This window comes from Microcoleus sp. LAD1_D5 (assembly GCF_036702115.1).
GTDB lineage: Bacteria > Cyanobacteriota > Cyanobacteriia > Cyanobacteriales > Microcoleaceae > Microcoleus.
This window is the reverse complement of sequence record NZ_JAUBSA010000005.1, coordinates 22,268-38,206: the sequence shown is the minus strand read 5'-3', so window position 1 is coordinate 38,206 and position 15,939 is coordinate 22,268. Positions and strand designations below refer to the sequence as shown.

The following is a 15,939-nucleotide window of genomic DNA, read 5'->3' as shown; positions in this document are numbered from 1 at the left end:
AGGGGGATCTAGACTCAGGTAAAACCGATATTTATCAAGGGTTTTAGCCTTAAGTAGACACCAATGGACAGTGCCGTGTCCCTACGGTTAAAATTCTTCAATCTAAAATCTCAAATTTCAAATCTAAAATAATACAAGAGGGGGAATTGTGGACAAACGCGAAGAAATTACGATCGCAGAATACCAGCTAACTGCCGAATCTTTCCGAGCGGGAACTTGGCATCACGACGTATCCCAAAATCGATCCGCATTGACCGCTGCCATGCCCCGCAATCCCGGTAAAATTCTCGATATAGGATGCGGCCCGGGACGAGATTTGGTTGCCTTTAAAAGCCAAGGACACACAGTTGTAGGCTTAGATGCAACTCCAGCTTTTGTAGAAATAGCAAAAGAGTTGTCAGGATGCGAAGTTTGGCAACAATCTTTTCTGAATCTCGATTTGCCCGAGGCAGAATTTGACGGTATTTTTGCCAATGCTTCCCTGATTCACGTTCCCAGCGACGAGATGGTGAAAGTGCTGCAAGATTTGCACAAAGCCTTAGTTGTTAGCGGTGCAATTGTCATGTCAATGTGCCGGGGAAATTGGGAGGGATACGACGAGAGACCAACGGGAAAACGCTATACTGCCGGATGGGAATATCATACTTTAGCGCCTTGTTTAGAACAAACAGGATTTGCAATTGTCAATCACTACTATCGCCCCCCCGGCTTACCGCGCGAAGCTCAATCTTGGGTAGTAATGGTGGGCAGAAAAATCTAACGTAAATTGGAAATTGGGAATCGGGAATTGCGAATCATTCCCCTCTCTTCCTCTGCGTACTCTGCGCCCTCTGAAGTTAAATAAAAAAATAATTCACCAATTGACCGAGGATGGTTGTATAATCCACAGTAAAATAAACCAATTTCTGCACCCATTAAATCAAAATTGATATGACAGAGAAATTCCACATTTTTTTAGCTGGTGCTAGTCGAGGAGTCGGCTTAGAAATCGCGAAATGTCTGACAGCACAAAAGATGCAAGTAACTGCACTTTTGCGATCGCCCGCAACCAGCACCGAATTAGAAGCAATGGGCATCAAAGTCGTGACTGGGGATGCTTTGGATGCAGTAGCTATGGAAGCTGCGATGGCTGGCGGCGATCCAATTCATGCCGTAATCAGCACAATTGGCGGCTTGCCAAAAGATGGAGAAAGAGCCGATTATTTGGGCAACAAAAACTTGATTGATGCGGCTGTCAAAGCAGGCGTGCAAAAATTTATTTTAGTTTCATCAATCGGCAGCGGTAATAGTGTCGGCGCTTTGCCGCCCCAAGCTTTAGAAACTTTGCGCCCGGTTTTAATTGAAAAGGAAAAAGCCGAAAATCATTTGATAGCAAGCGGGATGATTTATACAGTGATTCGTCCCGGCGGACTCAAATCGGAACCTGCAACAGGCAACGGTATTTTAACAGAAGATTGTCGAGTTTCTGGAACGATCCACCGGGCGGATGTAGCGCAGCTAGTTTGTCAGTGTTTAGTTTCGGATGCTGCTAACAATAAAGTTGTGTCGGCGGTAGATAAACAGATGGTTTACGGCCATTCAGAATTTGAGGTATTAACTTTCTAGGGGCGGGTTTAGCGCAAAAATAAGCTGTATCCCATCTAAATTGTATTTTTTGGGCTGGCTAGGAGCAACGCCCCACAGGAAAATTGAACTTTTGTGGAACAGGCATCTTGCCTGTTCCTAAAAATGCTGCAAGATTTGGCACTCAAGAATCGAAAGGCTTAATCCACGATCGCCCGATCGCCCAATCCAAAACCAAACCCGCGATCGCAAACAATACTACACTCTCGGCACCGCGAACAGCAAACGGCAATAACTCCTGTAGGGCGGGCATCTCCCCGGGTTCAAAAAACAATCCAGCATCCAATTGTCCAAAAGCCCGCACCAACCCAAAAGCCAACACCGCACCCGATTTAAGCTGCGGGTTAACATCTCGGCGAATCGCATAGCGGTAAGTCACGCCGAACAAAAAACCGCCCAAAAGTGCGCTCGTCCCTCTGAAGGCAAAATTTAGGTCAATTTCCCTTACCTGCAAACTCGCCAGAGAATCGAACCTATCCGCCAGAATTAAGCTATTACCAAGGGCGATCGCCCCAAAACCCAGCAAACAAGACAAAGCAGCAACACTCCCTGCCTTCAAAGATTCTACCCGTTCAGCGGCACTAAAATTTGACGAGTCCTTCACAGCGCCCTCATTTCAAAAATGGCTCAAATTGACTTATCATAAGGTTTGGAGTCACTTTGTACAGTTTGTTCAATAAATAGCTATGGATATTTTGTCACTCGGTTGGGTTTCGGTGCTAGTTCTGTTCTCCTTCTCAATTTCAATGGTCATTTGGGGACGCAACGGTTTCTAGATTTCACAATAGCTTGCGGGGCAAGCTTTTTAACTGCCCCGCATTTTTTTTAATCCTATTTAACTGATATCTTGCACCATTCTCAATTACTTGTTTAGGAACGGGCATCTTGCCCGTTCCACAAGAAAATTAAGTTTTGTGGAACGGGCATCTTGCCCGTTGGTTCTTGACAATGGTGCAACATCTCAGATTTAACCAAAACGAAATAAGCCCAATTGCAAACATGACAGCCAAAAAAATCTTAATGTTAGTCGGCGACTTTGTAGAAGACTACGAAGTAATGGTTCCCTTCCAAGCACTGCAAATGGTAGGTCACACCGTCCACGCCATCTGCCCGGACAAAGCAGCAGGCCAAACAATTCGCACTGCAATTCACGACTTTGAAGGCGATCAAACCTACAGCGAAAAACCCGGTCACAACTTCACTTTAAACGCGACTTTTGACGAAATCAACCCGGCTGACTACGACGCTTTGATTATCCCCGGAGGACGCGCCCCAGAATACATCCGCCTCAACGAACAAGTGCTGCAAATTACCCGCTACTTTGCCAACAGCAAAAAGCCGATCGCATCTATTTGTCACGGCTTGCAAGTCCTAACCGCCGCCGGCGTACTCGAAGGCAAACGCTGCACCGCATACCCCGCTTGCAGCCCCGACGTACTCCGGGCCGGCGGCAAATATACAGAAGTTCCCGTTACCGAAGCCGTAGTTGATGGCAATTTAGTCACCGCCCCCGCCTGGCCAGCACATCCTAACTGGCTGGCTGAATTCCTGAAAGTTTTGGGAACGAAGATCGAACATTCAGAGAAAGTCGAGGTATGACTATTTTCACAGTCCAAGTTAAACCGAATTGCAAACAGCAAAGCATCGCAGAACAACCAGACGGCAGCCTCACAATACATCTCAAGTCGCCGCCCGTCGATCGCACAAGCCAATCAAGAATTAATCATGCTGTTGGCGAAAAAGTTTAAAGTGCCGAAATCTGCGATCGGCATTAAATCCGGTTTTTCCTCCCGCAATAAACTTGTCGAATTTGCGATCGAACCTGCAACTTAGAAATAAAGGTAATAACAAATCTATCTAAAGAGAGATACAGACTCAACTTTAAAATCATATATTAGTAGTTGTAGAGTTAGAATATAAAATTATGAGCATTGAAAATAGAGTCGAAGCAACAGCGAAGAATATTGAAGGCAAAATCCAAGAAGCTGTTAGCGAAGTTACAGGCAATCAGAAAGATAAATTAGAAGGTCAAGCCAAGCAAGACCAAGCATCAGCAATTCACCTGAAAGAAGACCTCAAAGATAAAGCCAAAGAGATTGTAGACCGAGCTTAGTAACAGTATTCGCTACAAGTTTCCTGCCTACTAAATCCCGCAAGCGATATGTTTGCGGGATTTTTTATACTGAGCCTAAATTATTTGTACCAATATCTTGGGGTGGGTTTATTAACATTATTGGTGCGTGGCAAAATTCACCGGCGAACCGCCCCTATAGATTCTAGTAATTCATAATGCAAAAGCATTAATTTTGTGGCTGGAATTGTTTCCCTTGCATAAGTTGTGCCATCTTGATAAGAAAATTATACCTCAAAAGCACTGCCATCAAATTCCATCACGACTGTTCCTACTTGTCCTTTATATAATTTAATGATTTGTTTTGTTTCAAAATGGGTTGCTTCTAAATCTTCAGTTAAAGCAACAATATCTAGGTCTTTAATTTTTTTCATTGTTTTTACCTCACTTTTTGACTTGGCTGGGGGAGAGTTATCAAGATTAGTCCTGGAGGTAGAAATCGGGTTTTTACCGAAATACTGCACCCTAGCCTTTAATTAGGAGTGAAAAACCCGGTTTCTTTGGTTCTGATGCGTCAGTTCTAAAGATTATTGGCCCATGGCAAAATTCACCGGTGAACCCGCCCCATGCCTCACTAGATTGGCGATTTTCGATTAAAATTACCAATCAATCGAAAATCTAAAATCGAAAATCGAAAATCTAAAATTGCCCAATTCCCAATGCCAATAAAAAAGCCAGGGATGGATATCCCCAGCTCGGAACATAGCACAATTAGTTTTGAGAGTTGATAGGGCGATGTTTCAGAATCGACCCTACCCACTTTTACCCAAATTAAATCAGGGTAATGTCAGCAGCCGTAATACCCGGTCTGTTATTCAGAATTGCCAGCGTCACGCCTGGGTTAGAACCAGCAGTACCGTCAGGGTCAAATCCTAGTCGTCCGTCTGCATTTTGATAAAAGAGGAACGCCTCTGAGGCGCCAGCCCCGGCTGGACCAAACTGGCTAGTGTAAGTCCCACTCTCAAGCACCAAGAACGACCTCGAAGAAAGTCGATTCGTACCTTCGACTGCACTCAAGCCGTTGAAGCCGTTGAACTGCAAGATAAACTTGTCTTGACCGACGACAAAATCGCCGATTTGGTCTGGCTCAGTACCCACTGGAAGGCCGCCGGGGCCGATCGTGACGCCCTCGCCGAAGTTGTTGTAGTAGAAGCTGTCATTGCCCGATCCGCCAATCAGCGTGTCAGCACCAGGCCCGCCGCCGAGAGAGTCGTTGCCGTCACCCCCGATTAAATAGTCGTCCCCAAAGCCGCCCAGCATGGTGTCGTTCCCGCCACCGGCATTTAAGGTATCGTCCCCGAATCCTCCGAGGGTAGTATTGGATGTGTCGCCGAACAGTATGTCATCCCCGTTACCAGTAGTTATGACATCAGTGCCGTTGCCACCAATAATGAAGTTGCTGCCTAAGGTATCGGTAATCAAGTTGGCGACTGTGCCGGCAAAGGTGACGCCGCTAGCGTAGGAGATGAAGTCGTTACCCGCAAAGTTGCCAATCACGCGATCGCGCTGGCTGCCAAAGATGATGGTGTCACTTCCCTCGCCACCGTTCATGAGGTTGGTGACGGTGAAGCTGCCAGTAGGATTGGTGTAGCCAATTAACAGATCGTTGCCCAGCCCGCCTTCGAGAGTAATCAAAGCAGTACCAGTACCAGCAAAACGGGCAGCGGTAGCATTGATAGTATCGTTGCCATCTCCACCGGCTGCATTAGTAAAGGTACCGCTCAGGCTGTCGTTGCCTTCGCCGCCGATCATTGTATCACTGGAGAAGGCAGCGACGATCGTGTCATTGCCCACTCCGCCGTCGAGCAAGTTGCGACCCGCGAAGCCTGGAAAGGAACTGGAGGCGCCTACACTCGAAATTACATTCGGCACCGACGCCGACACGATGAAGTCGTCGCCTGCACCTCCCAACGCGGTATCAGAAGTGGCAAAAACGCTGATAGTGTCGTTACCGTCGCCGCCCTCAAAGAAGTTTCTGCCGCCGCCAAACTCGCCGATCGCGCCGGTGAGAGAATCGTTACCGCCACCACCAATCAAGGTGGTTCTCTCAATTCCGATCGTGATGACGGAGGAAGTAAATGGGCTGCTTTGCGTACTGTTGGTAATGACCAAGATGTCGTCGTCCAGATCGCCCGACAGGTAGCTGTTGCTGGCCACACCTCTTAGGGTGTCGTTGCCTCTACCGCCAAAGAGACTGTCTCTTACATTGATACCTACAACCAAGTCGTCGCCCAAATCACCCCGCAAGTAGTTGCTGCCTTCATTGCCAGCGAAGCCAATAGCCAAGCCACCCTCTAAAGAAAGGTTGTTGCCACCGCCTGCGATGAAGAAGCCGATCGCGTCATTGTCCTTACCGCCGTAGAGGGAATCTCCTCTCTGCGCCCCTCCCAGCATCGTATCTGCGCCCTGATTACCAAACATCAGGTTAGCTTCGACAGTACCTTGGAGGAAGTCTTCTCCCTCGCCGCCGGCCAGGGTAGCGCGGGCTTCAGCGACTATGGTGTCCGAGCCTGCGTCGCCAAACAGCAAAGCCGGAGTGCGCTGAGATCTGATTGAATCTTCGTCGTCGCCGCCGTATATGGTATCGTTCGGGCCAACTGAAATCAGAGTATCGTTATCGCCTTGGCCAAATATTAAGCTGCCGCCCAGGGTGGAAGTTCTAACGAAATCCGCCCCGGCTCCGGCGAATACTGTATCCGGGCCTAGTCCCGGAAGGTTTAAATCTAGTTGATTAGGATTGTCATCTAACGTTGTCATAAAGCTTCACTCCTCTACTTGTTGGTCATCGCTGGTGCGACTACAGACACTGCCTAGAACACCGAATGTTTGGATTCCGCTGTAGTTTAACCTGTTTGCCAGCCGCAAGTCTAGCCTACTGGCCTTAACCCTGTCTAGACTTTCTCCCTCGCGGATTTTTTGCTTGTAAGCTTTTATTTTCAAAGTCTTCACCCTTTAATAATCCTGGTGCACTGTCTCAGGTGCTCACGCTCCATAAGACGCGGCTGATATTCTTAATGTTCCATTCGGGATTGGCGGTCGGGGATCGCGTCCGGGGGAGGAAATTAAAGATTAAAAAAGGCAGATCTGGGTGATCCGGAAGACAAGGGAAATTGGGAGATTTGTTACTTGGTAACAAGGCTTTGTGGCAATTTCCGGTTTTCCAGGCAGGGCCGTCATTTAATAATTCTGGCCCGGATTGAACTCGCCAACCGCTCCGGGCTTTAAAAGTCTACGCCCCGCTTTAGTTCTACGCCCCGATCGCCGTAGTGTTTGTGACAGTATACCTCGGAGTGTACGCTTGCCAAGTCAAAGTAAGCGTGGGGTTTGTGGCAGCGCCCGGTGATAATGATTTCTGTATCCCGCGGCTTGCGTAGCAGGGCTTCGACGATCGGCTCTACCGGCAGCAGTTCTAAGTCTACTGTGGGATTGAGTTCGTCGAGAATAATCGTTTTGTACCAGCCGCTGGCGATCGCACATTTGGCGATTTCCCAGCCGCGTTCTGCTTCTATGCAGTCTAGCTCTTGCTGTTGCCCCCGCCAAACTATAGCATCTCGGCCGCACCGCTGATGGTCTACTAGCTGCGGATAGCTTTGGCGCAAAGCTGCGATCGCCGCATCTTCTGTATAACCGCTGCCACCTTTGAGCCATTGCACAATTAACACCCGGTGAGATTGGTCTTGACTGATACCCCTACCTATTGCCTGCAAAGCTTTGCCCAAAGCGCTCGTAGACTTGCCTTTCCCCGATCCAGTGTATATTTCGATACCGGAAATATGATGCTCTGCCGCTGCGGGGTGATAGTGGGGCTTCATTTCTGAGTGTAAGTCGGCAATCTCCAGCAAAGCTTCCGGGGCCGCTCGGCCTGTGGCGATGACTTCTAAATATTCTGGTTTGTTTTTGAGGGTTTGGACTACTTCGTCAACTGGCAGCAAACCCAAGTCCAATACGGGGTTTAGTTCGTCTAGTACCACGACGGAATAGAGCTCGCTGGCGATCGCTCCTTTGGCGATATCCCAGCCTCGCTGAGCTTCGGCGCGATCGAAGCGGGTGATTGCTTCGGCCCCAAAATATTCGGATCTGCCGGTACGCACTTGGTCGATCAAGTGGGGAAATGCCCGTTGCAAGGCTTCTATTGCCCCGTCTTCGTCGTAGGAGCGGCCGGGGCCTTTGAGAAAGCGCAGCAACAAGACTCGCGTGGGCGAGTCAGAATTGATACCCAGCCCGATCGACCGCAACACTACTCCCAAAGCTGCCTGAGACTTGCCTTTACCAGCGCCGTCGTAGACGTGAATCTGACCCGCGGCGCGTTCCGACCGGGATGAGGCTGTCCGAATACCAATGCCATTCCTTACCATAATCAGCAGTTATTTGAGTCTGTATCGGGGTGGGTATTCGATCGCGCGCCTTGAATGTTTAATTTTTCCATTCTGTTGGCGGATCTCAACAGATTATACGATAACTTCTAACCCCCAATCTTTTAAGCAGCGATCTAACGGAATCAGGCGCTCAAACCTCCGGTTAAGATTATTCCGTTTGTGCTGTACAATTAAAATTTAACACGGACTGATATACCTAAAGGCTTATGATTGCGAGTGTTTTCCCATTTAGGACTGTTTTGGTGCAAATTTTAATTATGTTTTTGGCGATCGCGATAGAATCGTGGTTTTTGCAAAAACTACTTAAACTCGGCCCCAAAACCAGCATTGAATATACAGCCATACTCAATCTATCTTGCACTTGCGTAGGCTGGTTAGTTTTCTTCGGCATTGAAAGCGTTCTTAGCAAAGAATTGCGGGAACAGCTTATCGGTTATATTTTATTAGGACGTGGGGATAATGTTTACGCTCCAATAACTATGATAGCACTCTCAGTATTAGCAGTAACTTTTCTAGCTAAATGGCAGGGATTAGAAATCATAGAAAACATGGTTTCCGGCAATAAAAAAGCTTCCCAACCTCAGTTTATAGGGCCACCCACCCTCACCCGCCGTCCTCCCCAAAAAACTTTTCAAGTAACTACCCAGTTTGGGGGAATTTTAATCGCCCACACTGTTAGCAATGTCGTTATTTTAACCGTGTTGTTTTTGCAAAGCGTCTATTGAAATTTATGATGAAGCAATTTTTTGATGCCACTCAGCAACTCATGAAGCTGAGGAAAAACCTTTCGGAAACCAATAAAAAATTCCAACAGGCGATGATTCCGCCTAGAGTTGTCCACTGGAAGACGCCTTTACTGCTCAGCATCTTTTTAGCTTTGCTGACAGTGGCGGCAGTCACTGACTGGCGGACGAGAACTCTGCTTTTTGATATGAGCTGGTTATTATTTACACTTTCAATGGGTTTGCTGACCAGCCAGCAACCTTTTGTGATTAAAGGAGTAAGTCTCAGTCCGTGGGTGACAAGCTTCTTAATTGGCTTGTGGTTACTGATAAGATTGCCGTCGGATAGGAAGGAAATAGCATGGATATCCAGCCCACTTATAGCAGTAGTAGTCCTTGCTATCATACAGATTTGGAAGAGCGAGTCAAAACGGGAAGGTATCAGGTCGTTGGTGCGCCCTCAGTTTTTGATGATTACTCTAGTTCACCTGCTTTTTTCCTGTTGGTTTGCATTTCACTTTTTAATCCAAGGCTGGATAGAACAGTATCCGAGCGTTTTATCGGAAAATTTCAGGCAAAGCGATTATGTGGTGACATTTCAACAGCCAACTATTAATCGCTCCCGAGGAGTTGTCATCCTCAATGAAATGGAGCGATACCTGCGAAATGAAGCCCGCACAAAACCGTGGGCGCAGGTAGAGCAAATGCTAATAGATATTGACAACCAGCGATTTTTTCTGAAGAATCAAGCCTTAAAAACAACTGGGGTAGTCGCAGAAGATGCGAGGTGGGATGTTAAAACTGCGATCGTCCAAGGAGAGTCCCGCTATCAGTTAGAGATGCAGGCAACTTGGCTGGGGGTGGTTTTTAGACCGGAAATATATTCGTTTACCAAATCTTGCGAGGTGTTCGAGATAGCCAATAGGGCGACTGTAACTTGCGATGCCATCAAACGCTCTCAACCCGGACAGAAAAAAGATGGAACGGCGGGGGACACTCAAGTTTGATTCGGTCTCTGTTAACTAATTGCGATCGATATAGCGGGAGAGTGGAAGAGTCTGAGAGTGGGAGAGTGTGAGAGTCTGAGATGGAAAAAATCCTCTTTCTTCCCTCTTCCTTCTTCCTTCTTCCTTCTTCATTACAATAAAGTATGGCGAAAGTTTTCAGCGGGTTAATAACTAGATGAATTTGAGAAGAATCTTGACAGTCGCGACCAATGTATTTTGGGAAGTAATTCGCGATCGCATCCTTTACTTAATTATTATTTTTGCTCTGTTGATGGGCGCCTCGGTACGGTTGATACCGGAATTGGCAGCGACAACCGAAAAGAAAATTATCTTAGATGTCGGTTTGGCTGCTATGAGCATTCTCGGTCTAATTGCCACAGTTTTTGTGGCTACCGGATTGGTCAACAAAGAAATTGAAAAGCGCACTGTTTACCTGTTAGTTGCTAAGCCGATAAGTCGGGCTGAGTTAATTGTGGGCAAGCACTTAGGGCTGTCGGCGGTGCTGGCGGTGCTTGTAGCAGCAATGACTGTTATCTATCTGGCTATTCTGAGTTTGAGCCGCATTCCTTTCCCTTTGGGAAGCATTTTAATCGCTTCGCTATTCATCTGGTTTGAGCTGTGTCTCATGGCTGGTGTCGGGATTTTATTTGGGGTGTTCAGCAGTTCGCTGTTGGCAACTTTACTGACATTTGGCGTTTATTTGATGGGACATTCGACGCGGGATTTAGTGGCTTTGGGCAAGTTAACTAAAAATCCTGGCCTTGAACAATTGATGATGGGACTTTATCTGGTTTTGCCGGATTTAGCCAGATTCAATTTGAGAAATGATGCTGTTTACGGACAAGTTCCTTACTTAGCGGGTTTGATTACAGATGCTGGCTACGGTTTGCTGTATGTGGTGCTGCTGTTGTCAATTGCGATCGCCATATTTTCCCGTAGGGAATTTTAAAACGCGCCTTCGGGACTTTCAAAATCTTGAGTAAATCAAATTATCGCGCTAAAATATAGAGGAGGTGATCGCTCAGAAATCTCGACTAAAACTAAAATTTATATTAGTAAAATGAGGTGACTTATGACGGCTGTAATTCACAAACCGATATCACAGCTCAAGATTACTTGGCCTCTGCTACCCGATGATTTCATCCTACCAGATGACCCTGTAGACGATATAGACCATCCCTTGCTAGCTAACGGTTTGCGCCAGTCTGTAGTGGATTCCCCGGAACTAATGCAAGACGCACTAATAGTTTCTAATTTTGCTTTGTGCGCTGCCGTGGACGATCGCACTATTTGCAAAGCCCCAGACTGGATGTACGTGCAGCCGGTTCAACCTTGGCCTCACAACTATCCCCGCCGCAGTTACACGCCTCATACCGAAGGAACAGTGCCTTTTGTAGTGATGGAATTTCTATCAGCTACTTACGGCGATGAATACTCTGTCGAACACACAGAAGAAATCGGCAAGTGGTTTTTTTACGAACAAGTAGTAAAAGTTCCTCGCTATGTCATTTTTCGACCGCATACAGGCAGAATAGAAGTTTATGCCCTAGAATCAGAGCGTTATGACAATCCAAATCCTGATGAAAACGGTCGTTATTTAATACCTGGATTAAATCTACTTTTGGGAGTGTGGCAGGGAACTCGCGAAGGTAGAACAGGATATTGGCTGCGCTGGTGGACGGTGGGCGGAGAACTGCTTTTGTGGCCGGAAGAAAGGGCAGAAAATGAACGCCAGCGAGCGGATCGCCAACAGCAAGACAAAGAGTTAGCCGAAACGCTGCTGGAACAAGAAAGACAGCGAAATCAAGAACTTTTGGCTCGATTGGCAGCCCTAGGTCTCGATCCAGAATAGCATTAGAAGTCCGAGGGAAGTCGGAAAAAGGAACAGGTTCGAGGGAATAAGGAAACCCGATCGAAATATGCTTTCTTCACCCTTCTTTATTGAGTTTACTTTCTTACTTATATGTTGGTAAAAAAAGGTGAATTTATGTTAATAGAAAAACTCCAACAATTAAAAGATATTTTCGCGCAGATGGAACGGGCGCTGATTGCGTACTCTGGCGGAATTGACAGCACTTTGGTGGCAAAAATTGCTTTTGACGTGCTGGGCGATCGCGCTTTGGCAGTGACGGCAGTTTCGCCGTCTTTACTGCCAGAAGATTTAGAAGATGCGCGGATTCAAGCAGCAGAAATTGGCATTGCCCACCAGGAAGTAGAAACTCAGGAAATGGCAAATCCCAATTACACTTCTAACCCGGTTAACCGCTGCTATTTCTGCAAAAGCGAACTGCACGATACTTTGAAACCCCTAGCACTAGCAAAGGGTTATCCTTATGTCGTGGATGGGGTTAATGCTGACGATTTAAAGGATTACCGTCCCGGAATTCAGGCTGCGAAGGAACGCGGCGCGCGATCGCCTTTAGCAGAAGTAGGCATGAGTAAATTGGAAGTGCGGCAGTTGGCCAAAGAATTGGGTTTGCCTTGGTGGGACAAACCGGCTCAACCTTGTTTGAGTTCGCGCTTTCCTTACGGCGAAGAAATCACCGTTGGAAAGTTGCAAAGAGTGGGGCGCGCGGAACGCTATTTGCGACAGTTGGGACTGAAAAATTTGCGAGTGCGATCGGATGGAGATACGGCGCGGATTGAGTTACCCGCGGAGGAGATTCAGGAGTTTGTGGTAAATACCGATTTGCCTGCATTGGTGGCGGTGTTTCAGGAGTTTGGTTTTGTGTACGCGACTTTGGATTTGGAGGGGTTTCGCAGTGGCAAATTAAATCAGGTTTTGCAGCCGCAGTTGTTGCAGGCAAAAGGTTGATTAATTTTCCCGAATACAAAAAATTTCTCATGATTGATGTAGTTTGGGACATAGACAAAGGGGAACCATGTCAATCGAACCTTTACAGTGGCGTTGCTTAATCAGGGTATGAAAAAAATAACTTTAAAATCCCAAAGCTTTGTGGGTACTGGTTTCTATGACGGGCATATTTAACGTTTCATACCGTAAATCAGCAACGCCTAGGATGTTTGCCGTAGATTTGGGATGTGCCATGTAATAGCAAATCCGGTTTTAATACCCCCTTTATTTCTTAGTCCCCCTTTGCTCGGACTTCGTTGGACTCTATGCAGCGGGTTCAACCGCCGATTCATAAAGAGGGTGGCTAACTTTCAACGCCCGAGTCTTATCAAGGAGTAGCTGGCTGAATTTGCTGCGGTTGCATTTGCTGCTGCTGATTCTGGAGCAGAAGTTGCTGCTCCTGGATCTGAATTTGCCGATTCTCAAGATCTATTTGCCGCTGTCTGTCTTCAAGTTGCAGTCTTCTGTCTTCAAGTTCCAGTCTTCTATCTTCTGCTTGCTGCAATCTATCTTCACGTTGTAGTTCTCTTTCTAGCAGTCTGTCTTCACGTTGCTCTTGTCGGTCTTGACGTTGTTCGCGAAGCTGTCTGAGCTGATTTCGCCGCTCGAAATCCCCTCCCAAAAATAAGTTTTGAAAAGCGTTGATAGTTGCTTGAAACCCAGTAAAAACGCCGCTAACAGCGCTGATCCCACTTGCAACTCCTGTTATTGGCTGCAAAAAACTGTTGATATTGTCTCCTACCCTAGCATAGCCCGATCGCGCTACCAGAATCACATCGTCGTTGCGGAGAGTGGGGTTATTATTAGGATTCAACCCTTGAGCAAAATCCACCTCGATCGTGCGGCGAGAAACAGTACCGTTGGGGTTCAAACGCAATAGTTCTACCTTGTCTTTTTTGGCCCGCAATTGATTGAAACTGCCTGCCGTCAGTAAAGCTTGGTGCAGGGATGTACTGGGTCGAACTTGCAAAGCCCCAGGCCTAATTACTTCTCCTACAATATTGATGCTAATCGCGTTCGGCGAAAAACTGCTATTTGCGACTTGAGAAACTTCAGCTAAGTCTACAGTAGCTGCTGTGGGGATAATTACGCTATCCCCTTCTTGCAGCAAAATATCTTGAGTTGCGTCGCCTTTTTGCAGCAAATCCCACAGATTTACCATGATAGTTTGTTCATTGCCACCTCTGACTCGGCGGCGGATTTGCACGCGGCGAATGTCAGCTTCTGTAGTGATACCACCAGCAATTTTCAGTGCTCTAGTTATTGTTGGTAAGCCCACAACTGCTCCTTGCTGTTGGTCGATAGATACAAAACTCAACTCTGTTTGTTGGTTGCTCGATCGCACATCCGAAGCAAATACAGTATAAGGCCCCGGCCGGTTTACTTCCCCGACAATTACCACGCCAATTGGTTTAGTAATATCAGCGGAAAAATTAGCACTGGCTCTTTGACGAACTTCTTGAGTATTCAGGGCCCTTGCTGTCGGTACAAAAATTGTATCTCCATCTCGAATGGTGACATCTTGACGCAAATTTCCCGTGTCTAAAAAATCCTGCAAATCAACATTAGTAACTTGCTCCGGCCCGCCTCTGCGGGAACGGCGAATTTGGACATTTCGCATATCTCCTGCTGATGTCACCCCTTGTGCAAGTTGCAGCATTTCCATCAAAGTCGGGAATTTTACTCCTCCTCCTTCTCTAGTGGGATTAATCTTGTAGGAACCCGGGCGAGTAACTTCACCCGCAAGACCTATATTTAGGGGGCGAGCGACGATCACAGTCACGGTAACAACGGGAACATTGATGAAGGGTTCGTATCGCTGGGTAATCACGTTAGCGGCTTGTTGCAGCGTCAACCCTTGAATTGAGACGCTGCGAATGATTGGCAAATTGAGCGTCCCGTCAACTAACACTTGATATTCTCTGCTGAATTCAGGGACGCCGAAGATATCTAAAGCAATGCGATCGCCCGGGCCTAAAGTATAAGCTGCTTCTGGTGTCAGCGAACCAGAATTGCCGATCGGTGGCAAACTCGAACCCGGAGGTGGCGGCGGTACTCTCGGTTGGTTTGGGTTCCTAGCGGGCGCAGGAGTTCTGACGGCAGGTAACTGAGCTCTACCGGGCAGCGAACTCAATAGCACCAGGAGTGCTGACAAACTCAGACTTGTAGCGGTTTGAATGGTATGTTTCATCTTTCTTCCCTGGTTGCGGCCTGCCATTGAACAAGAGCAATTTAGCTAGTGGATTGTAGTTTATTTTCCCTGCTGTCCAGTGTAGCCTCGCTTCGCTGCAAAATCCACAGGTGGAAGCATAAAAATTGTGCGATCGTACTTAACTATTTTGCCCCTTGTTTGTAAAGAAAGTGTAAAGCCCGCCCACTGTTCTCAGGATTAGGATCTCGTTTGAGCAAAATTTTTCATACATAACTCGCGATACAAATCAACCCGCCACAGAAAGGAGATAGGAAAAAACCACCCTGATTTGAGGTAAAATGTTAAATAATTCTCTCTGCAGGACAAAGACAAGTGTCACTAAAATTGGATAAAGTAATTCCCTGGGGACGCTGCTTGGATGAATACATAGGAATGTTTAGCTTGACCTCAAGTGACCTCAAACTAGCAATTATTGATTGTGCGGCCGGCCCAGCGAGTTTCAATGCCGAAATGACTCGCCAAGGTAAAAAGGTAATTTCTTGCGATCCAGTTTATCAGTTTACTGCGGTGGAAATTGGCGATCGCATCCAAGAAACATATCAAACTGTGATTGACGGTGTTAAAGCCAATTTAGACGGCTACCTGTGGAATAATTTTGAATCGCCCTACCAGCTAGGCGAAGTGCGAATGAAGGCGATGCAGGAATTTTTAGAAGATTTTCCATCAGGCTTGCAGCAAGGCCGCTACCTGAATGCTGAGCTGCCAGTTTTGCCTTTCGAGAACGGTCAATTCGATTTAGCTTTGTGCAGCCATTTCTTATTTGCTTATTCTCACCTGCTTTCGGAAGAATTTCATCTGGAAGCAATTACAGAAATGTGTCGGGTTGCAAAGGAAGTCCGGGTATTCCCTCTATTGCAGAGTTTTAGCGGGGAGGAATCCGATCACTTAAGCCCGATCGTCGCCGAATTGAAAAAGAGAAATTTTAGTGTAGAAATTCAAGAGGCTCCTTATGAGTTTCAAAAAGGTGGGAATAAGATGCTGCGAATTAGCAAAAAAAGCTCCGCAGAAAAGTAA

At 46.9% G+C, this 15,939-nt stretch carries 16 protein-coding genes and 1 pseudogene; 12 read left to right on the top strand and 5 right to left on the bottom strand.

From position 1 onward, the window contains the following. The first annotated feature begins 148 nt into the window (after positions 1–148). Together QUA70_RS03900 and QUA70_RS03895 are read left to right on the top strand one after the other, a co-directional pair. Complete coding sequence (locus QUA70_RS03900; protein WP_333345102.1) at positions 149–760, top strand: class I SAM-dependent methyltransferase; 612 nt, start codon at positions 149–151, stop codon at positions 758–760. Between the two features lie 170 nt (positions 761–930). Next, positions 931–1,605, top strand: a complete 675-nt coding sequence (locus tag QUA70_RS03895; RefSeq protein ID WP_333345100.1) for an SDR family oxidoreductase — start codon at positions 931–933, stop codon at positions 1,603–1,605. Between the two features lie 142 nt (positions 1,606–1,747). On the opposite strand, the gene QUA70_RS03890 is transcribed toward QUA70_RS03895, so the two are convergent. Beyond that, positions 1,748–2,227: a hypothetical protein gene (locus QUA70_RS03890; protein ID WP_333345098.1), complete on the bottom strand. Its 480-nt coding sequence runs from the start codon at positions 2,225–2,227 to the stop codon at positions 1,748–1,750. Between the two features lie 82 nt (positions 2,228–2,309). On the opposite strand from QUA70_RS03890, the gene petN reads away from it, so the two are divergent. From petN to QUA70_RS03870, 4 genes and pseudogenes are all read left to right on the top strand, one after another. Continuing rightward, positions 2,310–2,399 (top strand): cytochrome b6-f complex subunit PetN, encoded by a 90-nt coding sequence (gene petN / locus QUA70_RS03885; protein ID WP_071883976.1) that lies wholly within the window; start codon positions 2,310–2,312, stop codon positions 2,397–2,399. 223 nt (positions 2,400–2,622) lie between these two features. Further along, positions 2,623–3,222, top strand: a complete 600-nt coding sequence (locus QUA70_RS03880) for a DJ-1/PfpI family protein (protein WP_333048100.1) — start codon at positions 2,623–2,625, stop codon at positions 3,220–3,222. After that, positions 3,219–3,456, top strand: a pseudogene (locus QUA70_RS03875) (DUF167 domain-containing protein). Before QUA70_RS03880 ends, QUA70_RS03875 begins: the two are co-directional and overlap by 4 nt. Positions 3,457–3,547: 91 nt before the next feature. Continuing rightward, on the top strand, positions 3,548–3,736 hold the full coding sequence (locus tag QUA70_RS03870) for a CsbD family protein (protein ID WP_333048102.1): 189 nt from the start codon (positions 3,548–3,550) through the stop codon (positions 3,734–3,736). A 245-nt stretch (positions 3,737–3,981) separates the two neighbouring features. Here the strand turns inward: QUA70_RS03870 and QUA70_RS03865 are convergent, their stop codons facing one another. From QUA70_RS03865 to QUA70_RS03855, 3 genes are all read right to left on the bottom strand, one after another. After that, positions 3,982–4,128, bottom strand: a complete 147-nt coding sequence (locus tag QUA70_RS03865; protein ID WP_333345096.1) for a DUF4926 domain-containing protein — start codon at positions 4,126–4,128, stop codon at positions 3,982–3,984. A 397-nt stretch (positions 4,129–4,525) separates the two neighbouring features. After that, complete coding sequence (locus QUA70_RS03860; RefSeq protein WP_333329146.1) at positions 4,526–6,511, bottom strand: calcium-binding protein; 1,986 nt, start codon at positions 6,509–6,511, stop codon at positions 4,526–4,528. 464 nt (positions 6,512–6,975) lie between these two features. Then, positions 6,976–8,109 carry a cob(I)yrinic acid a,c-diamide adenosyltransferase gene (locus tag QUA70_RS03855; protein ID WP_333345094.1) on the bottom strand — a complete coding sequence of 378 codons (1,134 nt, stop codon included), beginning with the start codon at positions 8,107–8,109 and terminating at the stop codon, positions 6,976–6,978. Between the two features lie 227 nt (positions 8,110–8,336). On the opposite strand from QUA70_RS03855, the gene fraC reads away from it, so the two are divergent. The 5 genes from fraC (at position 8,337) to larE (ending at position 12,674) form a co-directional block, all read left to right on the top strand. Beyond that, complete coding sequence (gene fraC, locus QUA70_RS03850) at positions 8,337–8,855, top strand: filament integrity protein FraC (protein ID WP_333329152.1); 519 nt, start codon at positions 8,337–8,339, stop codon at positions 8,853–8,855. A 5-nt stretch (positions 8,856–8,860) separates the two neighbouring features. After that, the gene (locus QUA70_RS03845; RefSeq protein WP_333345092.1) at positions 8,861–9,859 is read left to right on the top strand and encodes a DUF5357 family protein; all 999 of its coding nucleotides are present in this window, start codon (positions 8,861–8,863) and stop codon (positions 9,857–9,859) included. Positions 9,860–10,034: 175 nt separating this feature from the next. Then, positions 10,035–10,808, top strand: coding sequence for an ABC transporter permease (locus tag QUA70_RS03840; protein WP_006631021.1), 774 nt, complete (start codon positions 10,035–10,037; stop codon positions 10,806–10,808). Between the two features lie 123 nt (positions 10,809–10,931). Beyond that, the gene (locus QUA70_RS03835) at positions 10,932–11,711 is read left to right on the top strand and encodes a Uma2 family endonuclease (protein WP_333345090.1); all 780 of its coding nucleotides are present in this window, start codon (positions 10,932–10,934) and stop codon (positions 11,709–11,711) included. 135 nt (positions 11,712–11,846) lie between these two features. After that, complete coding sequence (larE, locus tag QUA70_RS03830; protein ID WP_333329162.1) at positions 11,847–12,674, top strand: ATP-dependent sacrificial sulfur transferase LarE; 828 nt, start codon at positions 11,847–11,849, stop codon at positions 12,672–12,674. 367 nt (positions 12,675–13,041) lie between these two features. Here larE and QUA70_RS03825 read toward each other — a convergent pair whose 3' ends face one another. Beyond that, on the bottom strand, positions 13,042–14,904 hold the full coding sequence (locus tag QUA70_RS03825; RefSeq protein ID WP_333329165.1) for a polysaccharide biosynthesis/export family protein: 1,863 nt from the start codon (positions 14,902–14,904) through the stop codon (positions 13,042–13,044). Positions 14,905–15,237: 333 nt separating this feature from the next. On the opposite strand from QUA70_RS03825, the gene QUA70_RS03820 reads away from it, so the two are divergent. Continuing rightward, on the top strand, positions 15,238–15,939 hold the full coding sequence (locus tag QUA70_RS03820) for a class I SAM-dependent methyltransferase (protein WP_333345088.1): 702 nt from the start codon (positions 15,238–15,240) through the stop codon (positions 15,937–15,939).

Coding starts and splice junctions, on each gene's coding strand:
- QUA70_RS03840 (WP_006631021.1), top strand. CDS start 10,035: ATGAATTTGAGAAGAATCTTGACAGTCGCGACCAATGTATTTTGGGAA.
- QUA70_RS03895 (WP_333345100.1), top strand. CDS start 931: ATGACAGAGAAATTCCACATTTTTTTAGCTGGTGCTAGTCGAGGAGTC.
- larE (WP_333329162.1), top strand. CDS start 11,847: ATGTTAATAGAAAAACTCCAACAATTAAAAGATATTTTCGCGCAGATG.
- QUA70_RS03880 (WP_333048100.1), top strand. CDS start 2,623: ATGACAGCCAAAAAAATCTTAATGTTAGTCGGCGACTTTGTAGAAGAC.
- QUA70_RS03825 (WP_333329165.1), bottom strand. CDS start 14,904: ATGAAACATACCATTCAAACCGCTACAAGTCTGAGTTTGTCAGCACTC.
- QUA70_RS03845 (WP_333345092.1), top strand. CDS start 8,861: ATGATGAAGCAATTTTTTGATGCCACTCAGCAACTCATGAAGCTGAGG.
- petN (WP_071883976.1), top strand. CDS start 2,310: ATGGATATTTTGTCACTCGGTTGGGTTTCGGTGCTAGTTCTGTTCTCC.
- QUA70_RS03835 (WP_333345090.1), top strand. CDS start 10,932: ATGACGGCTGTAATTCACAAACCGATATCACAGCTCAAGATTACTTGG.
- QUA70_RS03855 (WP_333345094.1), bottom strand. CDS start 8,109: ATGGTAAGGAATGGCATTGGTATTCGGACAGCCTCATCCCGGTCGGAA.
- QUA70_RS03860 (WP_333329146.1), bottom strand. CDS start 6,511: ATGACAACGTTAGATGACAATCCTAATCAACTAGATTTAAACCTTCCG.
- QUA70_RS03870 (WP_333048102.1), top strand. CDS start 3,548: ATGAGCATTGAAAATAGAGTCGAAGCAACAGCGAAGAATATTGAAGGC.
- QUA70_RS03865 (WP_333345096.1), bottom strand. CDS start 4,128: ATGAAAAAAATTAAAGACCTAGATATTGTTGCTTTAACTGAAGATTTA.
- fraC (WP_333329152.1), top strand. CDS start 8,337: ATGATTGCGAGTGTTTTCCCATTTAGGACTGTTTTGGTGCAAATTTTA.